11 protein-coding genes are annotated in these 21,017 nt (G+C 71.2%); 10 read left to right on the top strand and 1 reads right to left on the bottom strand.

All coding sequences use genetic code 11. The annotated features are described in order from the left end of the window. Positions 1-134 precede the first annotated feature (134 nt). The 6 genes from ABZ444_RS38585 to ABZ444_RS38560 all read left to right on the top strand — a co-directional run bounded on the left by ABZ444_RS38585 (position 135) and on the right by ABZ444_RS38560 (position 6,530). Positions 135-1,850 (top strand): ABC transporter substrate-binding protein, encoded by a 1,716-nt coding sequence (locus ABZ444_RS38585; protein WP_358008292.1) that lies wholly within the window; start codon positions 135-137, stop codon positions 1,848-1,850. After that, the gene (locus tag ABZ444_RS38580) at positions 1,837-2,766 is read left to right on the top strand and encodes an ABC transporter permease (protein ID WP_358008289.1); all 930 of its coding nucleotides are present in this window, start codon (positions 1,837-1,839) and stop codon (positions 2,764-2,766) included. Before ABZ444_RS38585 ends, ABZ444_RS38580 begins: the two co-directional genes overlap by 14 nt. Then, positions 2,763-3,749: an ABC transporter permease gene (locus tag ABZ444_RS38575; protein ID WP_358008286.1), complete on the top strand. Its 987-nt coding sequence runs from the start codon at positions 2,763-2,765 to the stop codon at positions 3,747-3,749. Before ABZ444_RS38580 ends, ABZ444_RS38575 begins: the two co-directional genes overlap by 4 nt. Further along, complete coding sequence (locus tag ABZ444_RS38570) at positions 3,742-4,776, top strand: ABC transporter ATP-binding protein (RefSeq protein ID WP_358008283.1); 1,035 nt, start codon at positions 3,742-3,744, stop codon at positions 4,774-4,776. The genes ABZ444_RS38575 and ABZ444_RS38570 overlap by 8 nt, the downstream gene beginning before the upstream one ends. After that, positions 4,773-5,555, top strand: a complete 783-nt coding sequence (locus ABZ444_RS38565; RefSeq protein WP_358008280.1) for an ATP-binding cassette domain-containing protein — start codon at positions 4,773-4,775, stop codon at positions 5,553-5,555. The genes ABZ444_RS38570 and ABZ444_RS38565 overlap by 4 nt, the downstream gene beginning before the upstream one ends. 126 nt (positions 5,556-5,681) lie before the next feature. Beyond that, a complete protein-coding gene (locus ABZ444_RS38560; protein WP_358008277.1) occupies positions 5,682-6,530 on the top strand; it encodes an alpha/beta fold hydrolase in 849 nt (282 codons plus the stop codon). On the opposite strand, the gene ABZ444_RS38555 is transcribed toward ABZ444_RS38560, so the two are convergent. Then, a complete protein-coding gene (locus ABZ444_RS38555; RefSeq protein WP_358008274.1) occupies positions 6,517-7,479 on the bottom strand; it encodes a LysR family transcriptional regulator in 963 nt (320 codons plus the stop codon). The two genes, ABZ444_RS38560 and ABZ444_RS38555, sit on opposite strands and share 14 nt — an antisense overlap. A 293-nt stretch (positions 7,480-7,772) precedes the next feature. Between ABZ444_RS38555 and ABZ444_RS38550 the strand changes: the two genes are divergently transcribed. From ABZ444_RS38550 to ABZ444_RS38535, 4 genes are read left to right on the top strand one after another with little or no spacing between them, the layout of a single operon-like run. Next, positions 7,773-9,215: a hypothetical protein gene (locus ABZ444_RS38550; RefSeq protein ID WP_358008272.1), complete on the top strand. Its 1,443-nt coding sequence runs from the start codon at positions 7,773-7,775 to the stop codon at positions 9,213-9,215. 10 nt (positions 9,216-9,225) lie between these two features. After that, the gene (locus tag ABZ444_RS38545) at positions 9,226-13,464 is read left to right on the top strand and encodes a DUF6603 domain-containing protein (RefSeq protein ID WP_358008269.1); all 4,239 of its coding nucleotides are present in this window, start codon (positions 9,226-9,228) and stop codon (positions 13,462-13,464) included. Positions 13,465-13,502: 38 nt separating this feature from the next. After that, a complete protein-coding gene (locus ABZ444_RS38540) occupies positions 13,503-16,796 on the top strand; it encodes an IPT/TIG domain-containing protein (RefSeq protein ID WP_358008266.1) in 3,294 nt (1,097 codons plus the stop codon). Further along, positions 16,793-21,004 (top strand): IPT/TIG domain-containing protein, encoded by a 4,212-nt coding sequence (locus tag ABZ444_RS38535; protein ID WP_358008263.1) that lies wholly within the window; start codon positions 16,793-16,795, stop codon positions 21,002-21,004. The genes ABZ444_RS38540 and ABZ444_RS38535 overlap by 4 nt, the downstream gene beginning before the upstream one ends. Positions 21,005-21,017 lie beyond the last annotated feature (13 nt).

Raw genomic sequence — 21,017 nt, 5'->3', positions numbered from 1 at the left:
ATCTTTCAGAAAAACTGAAAGATCCGTTGCAGAACTCCTCGATGGACGCGCGCTCTCGCTCGCCAACAGACTCCCTTCCTGAGATCCAGCAGCGGACCCGACCGATCGGGGCCGCTTCACAGGAAGCGCGATCTATGGCGAATCGATCCCGGAGAGTGGTGCCCGCAGGGCTCGCGCTCGTCCTGGCCCTCGTGACGGCGGGCTGCAACGCGAACTCGCAGTCCACCTCGCAGTCCACCGAGCCGGCGAAGAGCAAGAACGCGGCGCCGCTCGAGTCCGTGCCCAAGGGCGGGACCCTGCACTACCTCTCGCGGCGCGCGACCGAGTCCTTCGAGACCGCCAACGCGCAGATGGTGCCGACCAGCCGGCTGCGGTGGGTGCACCGCGGGCTGACGTCGTGGCGGACGCTCCCCGACAAGGACACGGTCCTCGTGCCGGACCTCGCCACCGACACCGGCAAGACGGACGACGGCGGCAAGACGTGGACCTTCACGTTGAAGGAGGGCTTGAAGTTCTCCGACGGCAGCCCGATCACCGCCAAGGACGTGAAGTACGGCATCGAGCGGTCGTTCGCGCCGATGTTCCAGGGGGGCCTTGGCTACCACAAGACGCTGCTGGTCGGCGGCACCGACTACGACGGCCCGTACGACGGCAAGGAGCTCGACTCCATCGAGGTCGCCGGTGACCACGAGATCGTCTTCCGGCTGAAGCGTCCGTTCGGCAACTGGCCGTGGATCGTCAGCATGCCGGCCTTCGCTCCGGTGCCGGCCGCGGCCGACACCAAGCCGGAGACGTACGGCGAGCACCCGGTCGCCAGCGGCCCGTACCAGGTGACGAGTTTCCGCAAGGGGGCGCAGGCGGTGCTGGACCGCAACCCGAACTGGACGGCCGACAGCGACCAGGTGCGGTTCGCCGGCCCGGACAAGATCGTCCTTGACATGGGCCTGAACAACGACACGATCGTGCAGCGCCTCATCGACGACAAGGGCGAGGACCGGACCGCCATCAGCAACGCGCTCATCTCGCCGTCGCAGTTCCAGCGGATCCAGTCCGACCCGTCGATCTCCGACCGCATGGCCAACAGCCCGTCGGGCTACTTCCGCTACCTCGCCATGAACGTCAAGCGCCCGGGCCTGTCCGACGTCCGCGTACGGCAGGCGATCAACTACGCGGTCAACAAGGCCGAGGTGCAGAGCGTGTACGGCGGCCCGAAGTTCGGCGGCCAGATCACCTCGACCATCATGACGCCCGGCATCCCCGGCCACACCGAGTACAACCTGTACGACGGCGGTGACACCGGCGACGTCGACAAGGCGAAGGAACTGCTCGCCGCCGCCGGTGTCTCCGACCTGAAGCTCACGCTGACCTATCCGACCGACGTGAGCGCGATCGAGGAGAAGGAAGCCCAGAGCATCAAGAACTCGCTGGCGCGGGTCGGCGTCAAGGTCGAGCTCAAGGGCCTGGACAGCAACACCTGGTCCGAGCTGGTCTCGTCCGCCGACGGCGACTACGACATGACGACGAACGGCTGGGGAGCGGACTTCCCGAGCGGCATGAGCACCATCCAGCCGCTGTTCGCGTCGAGCGAGATCGGCAACGGCGGCGGAAACGCCTCGAAGTTCTCCGACCCCAAGGTGGACGCCGCGATCGACGCCGCGATCGCGGAGCCGGACCTCGACAAGGCCGCCAAGATGTGGGCCGCGATCGACAAGCAGATCATGGAGCACGCCCCGGTCGTGCCGATCCTCGTGCAGCGCACGCAGGCCCTGGCCGGCTCGAAGATCATGAACTACTTCATCCCCGCCTACCCGCCGTTCGCGAACGAGTTGGTCGTCGGTGTCGATCGCTGAGATCCAGCAGGCGGAGGGCCGGGGCACCTCGGTCCTCGGCCGCTTCCTCCGGAAGCGGTCCGGCGTGGCCGGCCTGGTCATGCTGGTCGTGCCGCTCGTCGCGGGGCTCTGCGCCCCGCTGCTGGTGCGGATGGAGGGGCAGGACCCGAACACCCTGCACACCGACCTGCTCGACCCGGACGGCGGCCGTCCGCTGGGCGCCTTCGGTGGCGTCAGCGCCGACCACTGGCTCGGCGTCGTCCCGGTGACGGGCGTCGACCTGTTCGCCCAGATCGTCTACGGCATCCGCTCGTCGCTGTTCATCGCGTTCGGGGCGAGCATCCTGTCGATCGCCTTCGCCGCCGTCCTCGGTACGGCGATCGGGTACTTCGGCGGCTGGCTCAACGCCGTCGCGGGGCGGGTGATCGACTTCATGTTCGGCTTCCCGGGCCTGATGTTCGTCATCGCGATCATGGCGATCGTGCCGCCGGAGATGCCGCGGGGCCTGGTCCTCGTGCTGGTGCTGGCCTTCTTCGGCTGGACCGTTCCGGCCCGGATCATCGGCGCCCAGGCCGGCGCCCTCAACGCCCGCGCCTTCGTCGAGGCGGCGCGCGCGAGCGGGGCCGCGCCCTGGCAGATCATCCGCAGGGAGATGCTGCCGCACCTCTTCGGCCTGGTCGTCGTCCTGTTCGCGATGTCACTGCCCGGCAACGTCAGCGTGGTCGCGGGACTGTCGTTCCTCGGCGTCGGCATGCGTGGCGACGTGCCCGACCTCGGCAAACTGCTTTCGGACTCGCTGCCGTGGATCTACAGCGGTGCGGACGTCTGGTACATGCTCTTCCCGGGCGCCGTGGTGTTCCTGATCGTTTTCGGCGCCACGCTCGCCGGTGACGCGCTGCGCGACGTCCTCGACGTGCGCATGGAGGATGCTGCATGATCGTCTACATTGCCCGCCGCATGGCCACCGCGGTGTTCATGCTCCTCGCGATCGCCTTCGTGACGATAGCCCTCTTCTTCGGGGCCTCGAAGGACCCGGCCCGCGCCATGTGCGGCAAGCCGTGCCCGCCCGAGACCCGGGCCAAGGTCAGCGCCTACATGCAGACCGACCAGAGCCCGGTGTGGCAGTACGCCGAGTTCGTGAAGGGCCTCTTCGCCGGCCGTACGTACGGCGAAGGCGCCCAGCAGGTGCACTGCCAGGCGCCCTGCTTCGGCTACTCGTTCCCGAACCGCAGCGACGTCACGACGCTCATCGCCGAGCGGCTGCCCGTCACGTTGTCGCTCGCGTTGGGCGCGGCCGTCCTGTGCCTCGTCGTGGGCATCGGCCTCGGCGCGTTGTCGGCGATACGCAAGGGCGGGGTGGTCGACCGGTTCTCGATCGGCTTCGCGATGTTCGGGTTGTCGGTCCCGACCTTCCTCGTCGGCCTGCTCGTCGTCCAGGTCTTCGGCTTCATGCTCAACGTGCTGCCGTACTCCGGCTTCGTGCCGTTCTCGGAGTCACCGGCGGAATGGGCCTGGCACCTGATCGGCCCGTGGATGGTGCTGTCGTTCATCCTCGCCGCCGGCTACATCCGGGTCACCCGCACCCAGCTGCTCAACGAACTCTCGGCCGACCACCTCGTCGCGATGACCGCGCGTGGCGCGTCGGCCCGGCGGGTGAACCGGCACGCCGTCCGCGGCGTGATGGTGCCGGTCGTGGCGATGTTCGCGCTCGACGTCACCGCGCTCCTGGGCGGCTCGGTGATCGCGGAGAAGGTGTTCAGCCTGCACGGGCTCGGCGACCTGCTGTTGTCCGGCGTGAACGAGTCCGACCTGAGCATCGTCGTCGGGGTGACGCTCTTCTCCGCCTTCCTCATCATCGTCGGCAATCTGATCGCCGACCTGCTGATGCCGCTTCTCGATCCGAGGATCCGCCGTGCCTGACCCCGTACTCCAGGTCGAGGACCTGTGCGTCTCGTTCACCGGCGGCGGCGTCACCGCCGATGTCGTGCGGGACCTCTCCGTGAGGCTGGACGGCGGCCGCACGCTCGCCGTGGTCGGCGAGTCGGGGTCGGGCAAGACGATCACCGGCCGGGCGATCATGCGGCTCCTGCCGCGCGGGGCGAGCGCCCGGGGCCGGATCGTCGTCGCCGGCCGGGAGATGCTCTCCGCCGACGAACGTGAGCTGCGCCGGGCCCGCGGCTCCGAGGTGGCCATGGTGTTCCAGGACTCGATGTCCGCGCTCAGCCCGTACCTCGACATCGGCGCGCACATCGCCCAGGCGGTCCGCCTGCACGACCCGTCGGTCACCCGTCGCGCTGCGCGGGCCCGTGCGGTCGAGATGCTCGACCGGGTCGGCATCCCCGAGCCCGCGGACGCCGTACGCCGCTTCCCGCACGAGTTCTCGGGCGGCATGCGGCAACGCGCGGTGATCGCGATGGCCCTGGTGAACCGGCCGGCTCTGCTCATCGCCGACGAGCCGACCACCGCGCTCGACGTGACGGTGCAGGCGCAGATCCTGGCCCTGCTCCGCGGGCTCCAGCAGGAGTACGGCATGGCGATGCTCCTGATCAGCCACGACTTCGGGGTGGTGGCGAGTGCGGCGGACGACGTCCTCGTGCTGTACGCCGGTCGCCAGGCCGAGTACGGCAGCCTCCGCGACATCTTCGATCAGCCCGCCCACCCGTACACCGCCGGCCTCCGGGCGGCCACGCCGCGGCTGGACGCCCGGCTCGACATCGGTGGGGAGCGGACCCGGCTGCGCGCCATCCCCGGCACGCCCACGTCGCTGCGCGACGCCGGACCGGGTTGCGCCTTCGCGCCGCGCTGCGGCTTCGCCGACCAGGTCGGCGCACGCTGCGTCGTGGAGGTACCGCTGCCCACCGTCCGCCCGACCAACGAGGACGGCGGCGTGCACCTCGCGGCCTGCCACCTCGATCGTCTCCCCGAACCGCAGGAGGTCACCCGGTGAGCGAGCCGATCCTGGAGATGACCGACGTCAGCAAGCGCTACCGCACCGCCGGTGGCCTCGGCCGAGGCCGCAAGGGCTTCCTCGCCGTGGACGGCGTCTCGCTCCATGTCGAGCGGGGCGAGGCGCTCGGCCTGGTCGGCGAGTCCGGCTCGGGCAAGTCCACGCTGGCGCGGATGGCCAACGGCCTGGTGGTGCCGACGTCCGGCACCGTCCGTACGGACGGGCAGGACGTCGCCCGCCTCGGCCGGCGAGGACTGCGGCGGCTGCGGCGCAACGTCGCCATGGTCTTCCAGGACCCGCTGGCGTCGCTGAACCCGCTGCAGACCGTGCGGCAGACGCTGGAGAACGTCTTCCGCGCGCACGGCGAGACGACGTCGACCGCCGAACTGGTCGCGCTGCTGGAGTCGGTCGGCCTCGGCGCCGACTACCTGGGGCGCTACCCGCACGAGGCGTCCGGCGGGCAGCTCCAGCGCGTCGCCGTGGCACGCGCGCTCGCCCTCAAGCCGGATCTGATCATCGCCGACGAGCCGACCTCGGCGCTCGACGTGTCGGTGCGTGCCCAGATCCTCAACCTGCTGGCCGACCTTCAGCGCGACCAGGGGATCTCGTTCCTCCACGTCAGCCACGACCTGGCGGTGATCCGGCTCTACAGCGACCGCGTCGCCGTCATGCAGCGCGGCCGTATCGTCGAGACCGGCTCGTCCGACGAGATCTTCCGCTCCCCGCGGCATCCCTGCACGCGCGCGCTGGTCGAGGCGACGCCGGAGGCGAGCTGCTGATCTGACCTGCGGGAGCGTTGCGCGACGCCGAAGAGGCGTGCCACGATCAAGACCATGATCCACCGAACGACAACCCCGTCGTGAGCCGGCCGGGGGCCGGCGCGACAGAGCAGTGAATGAGGACACGTGGGAACAGACCTGTTCGTCCGAGAGTATGGGCGGGACGCAGCAGATGCGCCTGCCATTCTCATCCTCCACGGCGCCGTGGAGTCCGGCGCCTGCTACGGTGACGCCGTCGACCGCTGGGGCGGCGACTACCACATCGTCGCGCCGGACGCGCGGGGCCACGGGAAGTCGCCCGGCCGCCTGCCCGAGCACGAGGGCGTTCCGTCCACCGACGTGATGGTGCAGGACGCGATCGACATCCTCAAGGACATGCTCGACGAGACCGGGCGCAGGACGCTCGTCGTCGGACACTCCATGGGCGCGCGGATCGCCGCCTTCGTCGCCGCCGACGCCCCGCACCTCGTGGCCGGCGTGGTGCTGGAGGACCCGCCGTGGTGGGTCCCGGAGGCCGGTCCCAACCCGTGGCTCAGCGTCGAGCAGACCACCAAGGACCCCTTCGACTACGCCGACACGGCGTCGGTCGAGGAACTCGTGGACATGCAGCGCGAGCTCAAGCCCCACTGGGCGGAGCAGGAGCTGCGCCCGCTCGCCGAGGCGATGAAGGCCGTCGACATCGACTACATGCAGCAGCGGGTCCACGAGAAGCGCCGGATCTGGACGCCGACCGCGCGGCAGATCACGGTCGGCCCGGCCGGCGTGCCGGCGCTGCTCGTCACCGGCACCGGCGACGTCATCGTGGACAAGCATTCCCGTGAGCGCCTCACGGCCGTCGCGCCCGGCTTCGACGTCGTCGTGATCGAGGGCGCCCATCACTGCGTGCGCCGCGACAAGCCGGAGGAGTACCACCGGCACGTCGACGCCTTCCTCCGCGAGAACGCGCCGCCGGCCGGAGCCGTCACTCGACGCTGAAGGTGTCGGAGCGCGCGAGCGGGCCGTAGACCTCCGAGTCCGGCTCGGACACGGCGGCCCGCATCGCCTCCAGCCCCGCGCGTACGACGGGGTGGCCCTGGTTGTCGCGCCGCGTCGTCATGATCACCTTGCGCAGCGGCGCGATGCCGCGCGTCGGCAGGATCGTCACCCACTCGGCGTCGCGGGCGGAGAGCGCGGACTCCGGCACCAGGCAGATCCCCGACTCGGCCGCGACCAGCGCCAGCGCGGCGCGGTAGTCGTCCGAGACGTGGGTGATCGGCGGGTGGAAGCCGAGCTCCGCGCACGCCTGCAGCACCATCGTGCGGCACGGGTTACCGGGCGAGGGCATGATCCAGCCCTCGTCGGTGAGCTGGGTGAGCCCGATGCCCTCCTCGCCGGCCAGCGGGTGCGTCTGGGGGAGGACGACCTTGAACCGCTCGATGTAGAGCGGGAACTTCACGATGTCGGGGGAGTCGCGCTCGGGGTCGGACTCGTACTCCATGCTGACGGTCACGTCGATGTCGCCCCGCATCAGCATCCGGTGGCTCATGTGCGCCTCCGCGTCGACGACGGTGACGTCGACACCCGGGGCCTGACGGCGCAGCTCGACGATGGCGGGTGCCACCAACCAGCTGATCGCCGTGGGGAAGGCGCCGATCCGGAGCTGCCCGAGGACACCGCCCGCGTGCGCGGCCAGGTCAGCCTCGGCGATCTTCAGCCGTGAGCTGATCTCCTCGGCGTGCCCGGCGAGGATGCGCCCGGCCGGAGTGAGCACCAGCTTGCGCCCCGAGCGTATGACGAGCGCGTGACCGACCTCGCGCTCGAGCGCCGCGAGCTGCTGCGACACCGCGGACGGCGTCAGGTGCAGCGCCGCCGCGGTCGCGGTGACAGAGTCGGACAGCACGAAGGCGCGGAGGATGAGGAGACGTCGGGGGTCGATCGTGGGCACGCGGGCTCCGTGGCGGGTCGGCCGGGCGTCCGTCGCAGTGGGGCATCCGCGAGGCGGGACCGGGGGACCCCGATGTTAGCGGGCCCCTCCGGACGCGGGCGCTCCGGCACGGGGTAGGCCGCCTGTGGGCGCCGGGAACCGCTGGGTTCACGGTCGCAATTCCGCGGGCGGGTAAAAGCGGGTGGTGAGCATTTGACCCGCCCGCCCGGGAATGGCGTACGCCGCCGCCGACGCATCACGAAGTACTGTGACCGCCAGGGCTCGCCACGGCCGATGGGCGGGAAGGTGCCGTCGTGATCCGCATCCTTTATTGGAACCTCAGCAATTTCTCCCTGCCCAAGATCTCCGACCCGACGACCGTCACCACGACGAACGAGTCCGCCGCCCGGCAAAGCTATATCGTCACCAAAGTCATGCGCGGCCCCACCGGCGGCCCCATCCCCGACCTCATCGTCGTCGTCGAGGTCTTCTCGCGTATCACCGACGTCGACGCCGAAGGCATCGCGCTGAACCCGAGCAGCAACGCGGGAAAGGCCGTCCTGCGGTTGCTGGGCCAGATCCGCGCGGACGCCACCCTCGGCAACGGGACCGACTGGTGCCTCGTCCCGCCGATCAACATCGGCGGGCTCGGCCGGCAGGAGGCCGTGGCCGTCCTCTACAACGCCAACATGCTCCAGTTCACCGGCCCGAACCTCTTCTACGAGCTCTACGGCCCGCCGGGCACCGTCGTCGGGCAGAGCCAGCCGGTCACCCTGGCAACCTCCCAGAAGCTGACCCCCTACCCCGCCCCCTGGCTCGCCAGGACGGCGACCCTGGGACGGACGACCACGTTCCCGGGGACCCCTCAGCCGATCGCCGAGAACCAGCTGGCCGGCGAATGGCAGTACTACACCGCCGGCACCGTCCGGCCGATCCCCTCGCCGACGCCGCCCCCGATGCCGCCCAACCGCCTGCAGTTCCCCAATGACGGCTGCCGGGCGCCGTTCTACACCCGCTTCCTCGACGTGGCCGGCAATCGCACCATCAACCTCTTCGCCGTCCACACCTCCCCGGACACGGCGCGGGCCGGGGTCAAGCGGATGGCGCTCGTCCCCGAGATCGCCGCCGTCAACGCGGGCGAGGTCAACGTCCTGCTCGGCGACTTCAACGTGGACACGTTCGAGCCCGCCGCCGACGCCTTCACGGCCCTTCTCACCGGCTCGGGCGGCATCTACACGCTGGAACTCGACGCGCGGGTGGCGCACGCGGGCAACCCCGTCCCGAGCCGCAAACCGTACTGCATGACGCACCTGCTCCCGGCCAACGCGGCGATGCCGTACAACGACTCGGGGGTGGCGGCGGATCCGCAGCACAATGTCTATCCGCGCTTCGGTTACATGGGCAGCTCGTACTTGGGGATCAGCGACACCGGAGCCATCGACAACATCCTGACGGCTTATGGAGGCGCGGGCGCCGCCGCCAACCTGACCGTCGTCAACACCTACACCGGAACGCCGTACAACCTGTTTCCGCCGGCGCCGCAGGGAGTCACGGCGGAACTGACGGGAGGGCTGCCCTTTCCCAGCCACTTTCCCTCCAAAATGCTCACCAGATGCCCACCGGCACTCCTGGGAGCCGGAGGAATTCAGCCGAACACCGGTGGCGCCGCATTCCTGGAGCAGATCTTCCAGAGCTGGGACTACGCCGGTCTGCCGTTCAGCACCAGTGACCATCTGCCTCTGATGATCGACATTTAGCGGCCGCCGAATGAGTCTCCAGGACCTGCAGACCGTCCTCCAGTCCCAGGCCGACGGGAACGGCGCCGTCACCGTCGCGGAATCCACCCTGACGGCGGCCGGGCTGACCCCGGCGGCCGGCTTCGACGCCACGATCCGGACCAGCCTGAACGTGACGTCCGGCCTGTCCGTCGCCTTCACCGGCCAGGTCCCGGCGCCCGAGGGAGACCAGCTCAGCCTCTCGGGCACGGCCGCCTTCCTGGGGGTGACCTCGGTTCCGGCGCTGGTGGTCTTCACCCTGGAGACCGGCGGCACGGTCGACGCCCTGATCGTCGCCACCCTGCCCGCGGACTGGACCTTCGGCACCAGCTTCCAGGCGCTGGAGACTCAGCCGTTCACCAGCATGACCCTGACCCAGCCAGCGTTCCTGGTGACCACGGCCGCCCAGACCACCTACGCCTGGCAGCCGGGGGCGCCCGCCCTCACCCTCGCCAAGGGACTGAACGTGGCCGCGTACCTCGGGCTCGACGGCCCCGCCGCCCTCCTGCCGGGGCTGATCGACAGCCTCGAACCCACCGGCACGGTCGTCCTGTGCGGCACGATCGACCCCACGACCGACCTGCCGGCCGTGGCGCTGACCGGCACCATCGACGCGCCCATCACCGCGGACACGTCCTTCGACCTGTCGCTGCCGACGGTCCTGGTGACCAGCGAGCCCGACGAGAACGGGTTCCTGGCCTACTGGCTCTCCTTCGCCTCGACGCTCAACGTCGGCGGGCAGCCGTTCAGCACCTTCCAGGCCGCGCTGATCGAGGGATCGCCGAACCTCTGCCTCACCATGACGGCGACGGGCAAGCCCATCACGCCCGACGAGATCATCAAGCTGATCGGCAACGTCGACTTCACGCAGTCGATCCCCTCGGCGCTGACGGAGGTCTTCTCCTCCGTCGGGCTGACCGGCCTCGGCGCGACCTTCAACGTCGAGACGCCCGCGGTCCTGGACATCACCGGCGGGATCGGCACGACGTCGTCCTGGACGCTGGGGGACTTCACGCTGGAGAACATGACGCTCAACTGCTCGGTCATGTCGCCGTTCGACGCCTCCCCGATGGTGCTGGCCGGCTTCGGCGCCACCGCGCAGATCTTCCCGGACGTCTTCCAGGGCGTGTTCGACTTCGAGCTGACCGCCGACACGGCCGGCGATCTCGGGATCGTGGCCGGTTTCACCGGCACGGTCACGCTGAAGGACCTGGTGGACGGGATCTCGGGCAACACCGTCGACCTGCCGGACTGCCTGCAGGGCATCCAGTTCGACGACTTCGGCATGAGCTTCGCCAAGGGCGGCGACGGCTCCGACTGGCAGATCTACGGCACGGCGCAGGGGCTGTTCAGCCTCGGCCTCGACACCGGGCCGCTGAACGTCACCGTCACCGCGGTCATCTCCTCGACCGGCGGGCAGAAGACGTACCAGCTGGTGGGCGCGCTGCAGATCGGCGAGGAGTTCTTCGACGTCGAGATCGACCTCGGCGCCGCCGGCAGCAGGATGACCGCCTCCTGGATCGACCAGGGGGAACCGCTCGGGTTCGCCGACGTCGCCGCCGCCTTCGGCTGGACGTCCATGCCGGCCGTCCCGCCCGACCTCGACCTGGGGCTCACGGGGGCCACGCTGGTCTACCACTTCACCGACGACAGCATGGCCTTCGGAGCGCAGTCGCGAACCTACGGCGAGGCCGCGTTCGTCACGCTCAAGACCGGCCGGACCCGCGTCTGGACCTTCTGCCTGGCCGGCGGCCGGAGTTTCAGCCTGTCGGACCTGCCGCTGGTCGGCGACGAACTCGCCCGCGTCGAGAACGTCTCGATCGGCGCCCTCAAGGTCCTGGCCGCCAGCGCCCCGATCGCCGACCCGAGCGCGGTCAACAACCTGATCCAGGATCTCGGCGGGGACTACCCGCTCCTCCCGGCCCAGGGCGTGGCGGGGACCCTGCTGATCTCGGCCGTCCTGCGGATCGGCGACGACGCGCTGCCGATCGACGTCGCCATGGGCGGTCCGAGCCGGCCCCAGGCGTACGCGCCGGCTCCGGCGGCGGACGGGACCACCTGGTTCGCCGTCCAGCGCAGCTTCGGGCCCGTGTCGATCAACCGCATCGGCGTCCTGTACCAGTCGAGCCAGCAGGCCCTGTGGTTCGAACTGGACGCCACGCTGGCCTTCGGCCCGCTGACGCTCAACCTCGACGGGCTCGGCGTCGGCTCGCCCCTGACCAGCTTCGCCCCGCAGTTCTGCCTCCAGGGCCTCGGGGTGGCCTACAGCACGCCGCCGCTGGAGATCGCCGGCACCCTGATCAACATGGAGCCGCCGGGCAGCGACGCCGTCGACATCGAAGGCGGGCTCATCGTCTCGGCGAGCGGGCTGACCCTGGAGGCCTTCGGCTACTACGGCAACGCGTCGGGCTTCTCGTCGATGTTCGTCTTCGGCGACCTGAGCTACGCCATCGGCGGCCCGCCCGCGTTCTTCGTCACGGGCGCGGCGCTCGGCTTCGGCTACAACTCCGCCCTGCGCCTGCCGGCCATCGACGAGGTCCAGGTCTTTCCCTTCGTCCAGGTACTGCCGGGTTCGACCGCCGCCAAGCCCGGGCTCTTCGGCCCCAACCCGACGCCCGCCACGGTGCTCGACGTCATCAGGAAGCCGCAGCCGCCGTGGGTGAGCGACGAGGCCGGGGCGCTGTGGTTCGGCGCGGGAATCACCTTCACCAGCTACGAACTCGTCAACTCCCAGGCCATGCTCTTCGTCGAGACCGGGCAGGAGCTGGTCATCTCGCTGGTGGGCGACGCGCGGGCGTCGTTCCCGCAGCCGACGGGGACGGCGGGCGAGCCATGCTACGCCAGTGTCGAGCTGGACCTCGACGTCCGGTTCGCGCCCGGCGAAGGTGTGTTCTCGGCCCAGGCCGTGCTGGCCCGCAGCTCCTTCCTGCTCGACCCCGCCTGCGTCCTGACCGGCGGCTTCGCCTTCTTCATCTGGTACGGCGACAACCCCCACGCCGGCGACTTCGTGGTGACACTCGGGGGCTACAACCCCGGATTCCAGCGGCCCGCCCACTATCCCGCCGTACCGCCGGTGGGCTTCCACTGGGCGATGGACTCGACCATCTCCATCAGCGGCGACGCCTACCTCGCCCTGACCCCGGCCGCCATGATGGTCGGCGGCCGGCTCGACGCCACCTACCAGTCCGGCAGCCTCAAGGCGTGGTTCGACGCCCACGCCGACATCGTCGTACGGTGGAAGCCGTTCTGGTTCGACGCCGGCATCGGGATCACGATCGGCGCCTCGTACAAGATGAACCTGCTGGTCACCTCGGCGACCGTCTCGGTGGAGCTGGGCTGCGACCTGGAGTTCTGGGGACCGCCGACCGGCGGCACGGTCACCGTCGACTGGACCGTCATCTCCTTCACCGTCCCCTTCGGCTCCGCCAGGCAGGACGGCCGGCGGATCAAGGGCTGGAGCGACGTCGAGGCGATGCTCCCCGACACCCGCGACCAGGCCGGGCCCAACATCCTGTCGGCCACGCCCACCTCCGGCATGATCCCGACGGGCGCCTCGGGGCCCGGCTCGGGCGACGACACGTCATGGCCGGTACGCGGTGGCACGTTCGGCTTCACCGTGACCACCCCCGTCCCGGTGACCACGGCCGGGGTCGGCTCCGCCCACGCCTTCAGCGGCGACACGTTCGACGTCTACCCGCTGGGATGGACCGGCGTCTCCTCCGCCCTGACCGTCACCCTGACCGACCAGGCGGGCGACGACAGATCCGCCGCCTTCGACGTCGCGCCGCTCCGCGCGGCCGTACCCGCCTCGCTGTGGGGGGCGCCGCCCCAGAACGGGGGCGTGCCGGCAGGCGGCGCCCAGCTCGTACCGGACCAGATCACGGGTCTGGCGATCGTCGTGCGGCCGCCGCGGACGGGCGCCACCGCGGGACCGGTCGACGTCGGGCTCGCCCTGGCCTCGGTCGACCTCGCCCTCCCGGACGCGCAGCTGCCGCTCAGCGGCTCGGCGCAACCGGCGGGCCCCACCCCGGCGAACGGCGGGAACACGATCAGCCGGATCGCCGACGCCGCCTCCGGCATCGCCTCGGACCCGGTACGCACCGCGCGCGCCTCCATCCTGACCGGCCTCGACATCCTCGGCTACGGCCCTGACACGCCCGACGACCCGATGACGTCCTTCGCCGGCAAGGCCGGCCGCCTGTTCGCCGCCGAGCCTCTGCTGGTCGGCTGATGCCACTCATGCGACCAGGTCTGGAGAAAGCAAGCCTCATGCCGACCGTCAGCGAGCCCGGCACGATCCAGTTCTTCGACGGCTACGTGCCGTCGTTGCCGGCCGACACCTACCACGTCGAGGTGAAGCACGTCGTCTCCGGCGACGGCTCGACGCCCACGTACGACATCCAGCAGGAGTTCGTCGTCCAGGCGCCGGAGTTCGTCATCGACCGGGGCGTCGTCCGGACCGTCCATCCGCCGGCCGGGTCCTGCGGCGTCTACGGTCAGACGCTTCCCTTCGTCGTGCTCACCGATCCCTGCCTGCCGTGGGAGCGCAGCCTCGTCCCGGGCGACGCGGCCGGCGACACGCCGTGGATGGCGCTGCTGGTCTTCGCCGAGGGGGAGATCCGCCTCCAGGAGGGCACGAACAACCCGGTGTCGACCTGCACGGTGGGGGAGCTGACGGCCGAGGACCCGGACGTGCTCAAACCCGCGTTCCCCCAGGGCTGGTTGTCGGACACCACCCTGGCCTCGCAGTGCCAGACCATCACCGTCACCGGAGACGCCTTCACCGCGGCCGCCCCCCAGACCGGCGACCTGCCCTATCTGGCGCACTGCCGGGCGGTGCCGTCGGCCGCCGAAGGCGAGGTGATGTCGTCGGTGCTGGTGGCGAACCGGCTGGCGGTCGCCGACACCCGGCAGGGCGCCCCCGCGCCATTGCGTCACCACGCCCACCTGGTCTCCCTGGAGGGGTACGCCGCCTACCTCGGCCCCGGCGGCACCCCCGTCCCGCAGCGGCAGGACGGCAGCGGGCCGAAGGACGTCCGGCTGGTGTCGCTGACCGGCTGGACGTTCGTCTCCCAGCCGCAGACCGGCGAGAGCTTCACCCAGCTGACGCGGGGACTCATCGACAGCCAGGCGGCCACCCCCTCCCTGTCCCTGCCTGCCCCCTTCGTCCTGGGCGTCGACCCGGTCGTGTACGAACGGCTGGGACTCGGCTACGCGCCCCTGACCTTCGTCGCCGGGACCGGTGAGACGAGCTACGCCTGGTACCGGGGGCCCTTCACCCCGTTCGTCACGCAGGAGCTGCCGCCGGTGGGCGACCCGGCGGTCGAGCCGCGCGACGCCACCAGCGCCGACGCCCTGATGATCTACCTGGCGGACGAGGGGCTGTTCGACCTCAGCTACGCGGCGGCGTGGAACATCGGCCGCCAGCTGGCCCTGGCCGACAGCGCGTTCGCCCAGACGGTCAACGGCTACCGCCGGGCGGCCCATGCGGCGCTGGGCAGGCTCTCGCAACGCCTGACCTTCGGCCACTTCTCCCGGTACGACGACCTGACCCCGCTGGCCGCGCCCAAGGCGACCCGCCCGCGGTTCTCGTCCCTGATCGGCGACGGCCTGGGACGTACGTGGACGCGGGTGCTGGAGTCGGTGCACGACGGCGACCGGCCCTCGGGGCCCGTACGGCGGCGGCCGGTGCCGGCGGGCCGCCGCAGGGCCCTCCACCCGCGGGACGTGCTGGCCCTGCCGGGCGCCGCCGACGCGGTGACGGACAACCTCCACGAGGTCCTGGAGTCGATCGCCAAATGGCTCGCCGAACTCAGCCTGCTGCGCCCGGTGCCGTTCTCGCACCTGGTGCCCGATCCGCGCATGTTGCCGGCGGAGTCGGTCCGCTTCTTCTACGTCGACCAGGGCTGGATCGACACCGCTGTCGCGGGCGCGCTCAGCCTGGCCGTGCACGGCTCGGCGGACGTGGCCCTCCTGTCGTCCTCCTGGCCGTACCTGCGGCAGGCCGTGGCGCGGCACCGGGTGCGATTGTCGGGAGGCGCGGTCCAGGCCGAGGGCGACGGCCCCGGCGTGACCGGCATGCTGATCCGCTCCCAGCTCGTCGCCGGCTGGCCGTCCCTCGTGGTCAGCCCGAGCATGGGCGGGGCGCCGCTGCCGGTGATCCGCGACGACTGCCTGTCACCGGCGGTCCGCCTGTCGTTGTTCCAGGGGGTGCCCGACGTGGTCCGGCTGAGCGAGCCGTACAAGGGGCTGCGTTTCGGCGCCGAGGACGAGGAGATCTACCCGCGCTGCCTCACCCTGCCCGCCGCGACCGGGGCGCAGATCACCAACGCCGCACCGGTGCCCCTGGCGCCGGTGCTGCGGGCACCGGCCGACGGCGCGGTCGGCGGCGTGATCCAGACCGCGGACCTCGCCGCGCGGCTCGAAACCGCGGCCGGGGTCCTGCCCTTCGCCGCCGACGCCGTCGTGCAGTGGAACGGCGCCCCGCTGGCCACGACCGTCAGCGGCGGTCAGCTGCGGGCCACCGTGGACGCCACCCTGGTGGCCACCGCCGGGACCGCCGCCGTGACGGCCACGACCGGCGGCGCCACCTCGGCGCCCGTGACCTTCACCATCGACGCCGCGCTGGCGGTGGACGAGCTGGAGCCCGCCCTGACCGGCGCGGGGAGCGGCCCGCTCAAGCTGACGGTGCTGGGGCGCGGCTTCGGCGCCGACGCCGTCGTGCGGTGGAACGGCGACGCGCTCACCACCCAGGTGGTCAGCGTCATGGAGGTGACGGCCGCCGTCCCCGCACCGGACCTCGCCTCTCCCGGTACCGCCACCGTGACCGTCACCTCGGGCGACGCGACCTCGAACCCGGCCACCTTCACCGTGGCCGGCACCGGCCCGGCGATCGACGGCCTGGAACCATCCCTGCGACCGGCCGGCTCATCGGGCTTCACCCTGACCGTCCAGGGCTCGGGCTTCACCTCCGGCACCACCGTGCAGTGGAACGGCTCGCCACTCGTCACCCGGATCGTCGCCGACGGCACGCTCCTGGCGGCGGCCGTGCCGAAGGACCTCGTCGCCACCGAGGGCATCGCGTCGGTCACGGCCGGCGCGGACGGGCAGCCGTCCCCACCGGCCGTCTTCACCGTCACGGGGCCCGACCCCACCCTGGGCCTGCTCAGCCCCGCCGTCGCCCTCGCCGGAGGCGCCGGGCTGACCCTGACGGTAGACGGCGTCAACTTCGGCACCGACGCGGCCGTCCACTGGGACGGCACCGCCCTGGTCACGACGTGGCACGACGGCGAGCAGGTCACGGCCACCGTGCCGGCAGACCTGCTGACGGCGGGTGGGCAACCGGCCGTCACCGTGGTGTCCGGCGGCGTCGCCTCCAACGCCCTGCCGTTCGGCGTCATCACGCCCCAGCCCGTCATCGGCCTGCTCGAACCCGCCACCGTCGTCGCGGGGACGGCCGGCTTCACCCTGACGGTCACCACCGGCTTCGGCTCGGGGGCCTACGGGCTCCAGGTCGTGCAGGCTCCGAAATCGCAGGACTTCCCGACGCCGAGGAACTCATGAGCGACGCCGTACCCCTTCTCGTGCCCCTGACGGTCGAGGCCCTCGTGGTCAACGACGACGTACGCCTGGATCGCGATCCCACGTCCTGCAAGGCGTTCATGCGGACACAGATGCAGTACGGCGCCCTCCAGGAGTGCGTGAGCGGCCAGCCGGTCATCGGCGGCAACGACCTCTACTTCACCCGGACCGGCCTCACGGAGTCCGGCGTGCCGACGACGGACTTCTACGACGGCGTCTACCTCAAATGGCGCATGCCGGACGCGCTCACCCGGGGCGCGCACGACCCGGTCACCGGACTCACCACCTATCCGCCCGTACCCAACCGCTGGCTGGTCGTCCGCATGAACGGCGCGGCGACGAGCCGGCAGGCGACGGCGTGGATCATCGAGAGCGACTTCGTCTGGAAGACGCCGCCGCCCTCGGGGACGGTCGCCGGCCTGGCCTCGTTCTACGTCAGCGAGCAGCAGAACCTGCCGGAGGCCGTCCGTATCGGCCGCAACGTCGAGCTGGGCACCTGGACGGAGAGCGGTGACAGCCTGCACCTGACGGCGGTCGCGCCGGGCAATCCCGCCTTCGCCTTCTACCAGCCCCACAACAACAACGTCTTCTCCTTCGTGGACGTGCTGGCCGACGGGCCGGACGACACGCTGAGCTACCAGGTGCTCGGCTGGTTCTCCGACGCGGGGGACGACCCGCTGGCGGGCGTGGACGCAAAGGACTTCGCCGCGCGGCTCGACGCGCTGGGCTGGACGTTGCAGCCCGGCACGGACCCCACCCTGACCACCCGGACGACCTTCCTGACCGGATCCGTCTGCGACGTCACCTGGCAGACCGGACAACTCCCGCCAGGAGGAACGCCCGGCGGGACCACGCCGATCGCCGTCAGCGTGGGCAACACGTCGGTGGAGGCGCTGACCGCCCTGGTGGCCACGCAGGCCCAGGCGCTGGCCGACACCTCGGTCGACGCCGACCTGCTGGAGGCGTTCCAGCTCGGGCTGCTCGACGTGCTCGACGAACCGGACGGCGCCGCGATCCTCGCCGAAAGGCTCCAGGCCGGTTTCTTCCAGCGGTTCAACGGCGGCTACGACTGGACGATCGTCGACGAGCCCGGCAGCACCGAGACCCTCTCACCCGGGGAGAGGGCCCGGGAGTCGGAGTGGCTGGCGAACCTGCGCGCCGACCAGAAAGCGCTCGACGCCGCGCTGCGCGAGCTGGCCGCGCTCCAGACCCTGCTCTACACGGCCTGGTGGAAGTACGTCAGCCAGCCCTGGCTCTACACCGGCAAGACCAGCGTCCCGGGACTCCAGGACCAGACGGCTCTGGCATCGCTGATCGACCCCGCCGTACCGGGGAGCGTCGGACAGCGGACGGCGGCCCAGCTGCGGACGGTGCAGGCGCTGGCCGCCCTCGTGCCGGACGGCGCCACCCCGGAGGCGCTCCAGCAGGCGATCGCCGCATTCTCCGCCCTGCGGGACCTGCCCGCCTGCCGGGTGCTGAAGCGGACGTCCGCCGCCCCCTTCCACCTGCCCAACAACCCGGTGGTGCTGATCAGCGGCGCCGGCGCCGCCGGCATCGTCGGCACCGGCGGCCCAGCGCCGTGCCGTTTCCCCTCGCAGCTCGTCACGGCCTTCGCCTGCGGCGGCACGACCGTCTCGGCGTCGACCCAGGGCCTGACCATCGCGCAGCCCGGCCTGTCCGGGGTGAGCGGCGCCCCCTGGACGGACGACCTGGTGGCGAGCCTCGTGACCGAGTTCTTCCTCACCGACCCGGCCAACGCGACGGCGATCAGCGCGGTCATCCCCGGCAGCACCCCGGCCGAGGTGCTGGCCGCCATGGGGGACCCGGCGAGCTACACCGGCGTCTACCCCGAGGGCGGGGTGCTGACCTGGACCCGGAACCCGTGGCACCCGCTGCTGCTGATGTGGGAGGCCACCTACCACCCGATCGCGTACGGCACCCCGGACGCGCCCAACTGGACCCTCCAGGACGGCGCCTACGTGTGGAACGGCACACCGCAGAGCGTCGAGCAGCCGAGGACGCTGTCCGGCCTCATCCAGCTCAGTTCGACCGCCTCGCTCACCATGGAGTCGCGCATCCAGGCGTTCCTGCGCGACGATCCCACGCTCGACCCGCAGGAGGCCGAGGAGTTCGAGGCGCTGCTCGGCTTCGTCCGGACCCAGGACAGCTGGGACCTGCTGTCGCAGTCGCTCGACGGCTTCAACGAGCAGATCCGGCTGGGGATGCCCGGGGTGTTCCTGGGGCCGGGGAGCGCCGCGCCGGCCACGGATCCGCCGCTGCCGGTCCTCATCGGCGGCGCCGACGAGTATCCGCCGTACCTGCCGCTGATCCCGTCGGACGGCGTCCCGGCGAGCCTCTTCCAGCCCTGGCGCGCCGGTCAGTTCGCCTTCGACAACCTGGTGCTGGTCGACGAATGGGGCCAGGCCCTGTGGCCGATCGGGGGCCTGCCGAAGGGTACGGAGATCGTCTACCGCCCGGACGACCTGCTGCCCGTGTACACCTCCGAGCAGGTGCTGTTCACGATCACGGACGGGCCGGCGGAGGCCCCGTCGCCCGCCGACGCTTCGGGGCCGGTCATCACCGGGTTGTCGCCGGACCTGATCCAGGCCGGCATGGCGCCCTCCGCGCGGATCCCCGTCACCGTCAACGGGTCGGGCTTCGGAACCGACAGCGTCGTCCGATGGGACGGCACCCCGCTCACCGCCACGGTCAACGGCGAAGACGAGATCGTCTGCTCGGTGCCCGCCACCTTCGTCATGGAGCCGGGCGCCTTCGACGTCACCGTCGAGTCGGACGGCGTGACCTCGCCGCAGGCGGTCCTCACCGTCTCGGCCGGCCCGGCGATCGGCACGCTCGACCCGCCGTCGGCCGTGGCCGGGTCGGCGGCCTTCACCCTCACCGCGACAGGGGTGGGCTTCGCGCCGCAGTCCATGCTGGCCTGGAACGGCTCACCCCTGCAGACCGCCTACGTCAGCCCCACCGAACTCACCGCGCAGGTCACCGCCGACCTGATCGCACAGCAGGGCATGGCGTACGTGACCGAGATCTTCGGCCACCAGTGCGTGACCGACGACTCGGCCAGCTACGTCCAGCTGCCGCCCGCCCTGCTCCAGCCGGCGCGCCTGGACTTCACCCTGTCGCCGGCGACGGACGACAGGACGAGGCACGGCCCCGAGGCTGATCCGGTGTGCGGCTGGGTGCTGCCCAACCACCTGGACGCCTCACTGATCGCCTACGACGCGACAGGCACGGCGCTGGGCGAGATGTCCGTCGGCTACGACCTGTCGGACCAGCCTGAGGTCGACTGGGTGGCGCTGCCCGGCAGCCCCTACACGACCCTCCACCAGATCGCCCGCGCCATCCCGCACTTCGGGCCGTTCCTGCTGGCGCTGAAGCGGCAGGAGCCCGCGACGTTCACCGCCTTCCTGGGGGCCGTGGACGAGACCCTGTGGACGACGGCGCCGATGGGGGCCGTGTTCGACCACGATCTCGCCGTACTGATGGGACGGCCCATCGCGATGGTCCGCGCCCGGCTGCGGTTCGAGCTGGACGGCCCGCCCTACGCCGACCCGAGCTGGCAGTACACCTTCGACCCCGCGCCGCCCGTCGTCACCGGCTACGAGTTCCCGATCGAGCTGGGCGACCTCGCCCGCCTCGGCGACGGGCTGATCGGCTACTTCACCGGCGACGACTACACGCACTTCAACGTCGTCCAGCAGGCCGTGCGGACGCCCTCGTCGTACCTCACCCCGATCGGCGTGGACGGCAACTACGTCTACCTGCCCTTCGACAGCACGACAGCGGCGTACGTGTCGATGCTGGTCGACCCGCGGGCCGCCGTCCACGCCACCACGGGCCTGCTGCCGACGGCCCGCCTGGCCCTGCCGCCGCGGTTCGTGACCGACGCCCTGGCCGCCATGGACGTGACCTTCCGCGTCAACGGGGGACTGACCGACCGGACGATCTCCGCGGCCGGGGTGACCACCGTCCTCATGCCGGTCCCCAAGGAGAAGACCGGCACCTGGTCGTGGACCGAGAACGACGCCGGCACCTGGACCGGCTACGCGACCGGCCCGAACGACACCACGGCCCGGCTGCCGACCGTCGCGCCGGTGTTGCGCCGCGGGCTCCTGCAACTGTCCGCGGCGCTGGGCGACCAGGAGCACCGACGGCCGCGTCCCGGCCGGTGAACCGACAGCAAGG

Source organism: Nonomuraea sp. NPDC005730, assembly GCF_040630865.1.
Lineage (GTDB): Bacteria > Actinomycetota > Actinomycetes > Streptosporangiales > Streptosporangiaceae > Nonomuraea.
Note: the sequence above shows the minus strand (reverse complement) of the source record. Positions and strands in the feature narration are given on the sequence as shown.

Excerpts from the sequence above, each read along its gene's own strand:
- ABZ444_RS38540 (WP_358008266.1), top strand. The coding sequence starts at position 13,503 with ATGCCGACCGTCAGCGAGCCCGGCACGATCCAGTTCTTCGACGGCTAC.
- ABZ444_RS38535 (WP_358008263.1), top strand. The coding sequence starts at position 16,793 with ATGAGCGACGCCGTACCCCTTCTCGTGCCCCTGACGGTCGAGGCCCTC.
- ABZ444_RS38575 (WP_358008286.1), top strand. The coding sequence starts at position 2,763 with ATGATCGTCTACATTGCCCGCCGCATGGCCACCGCGGTGTTCATGCTC.
- ABZ444_RS38545 (WP_358008269.1), top strand. The coding sequence starts at position 9,226 with ATGAGTCTCCAGGACCTGCAGACCGTCCTCCAGTCCCAGGCCGACGGG.
- ABZ444_RS38585 (WP_358008292.1), top strand. The coding sequence starts at position 135 with ATGGCGAATCGATCCCGGAGAGTGGTGCCCGCAGGGCTCGCGCTCGTC.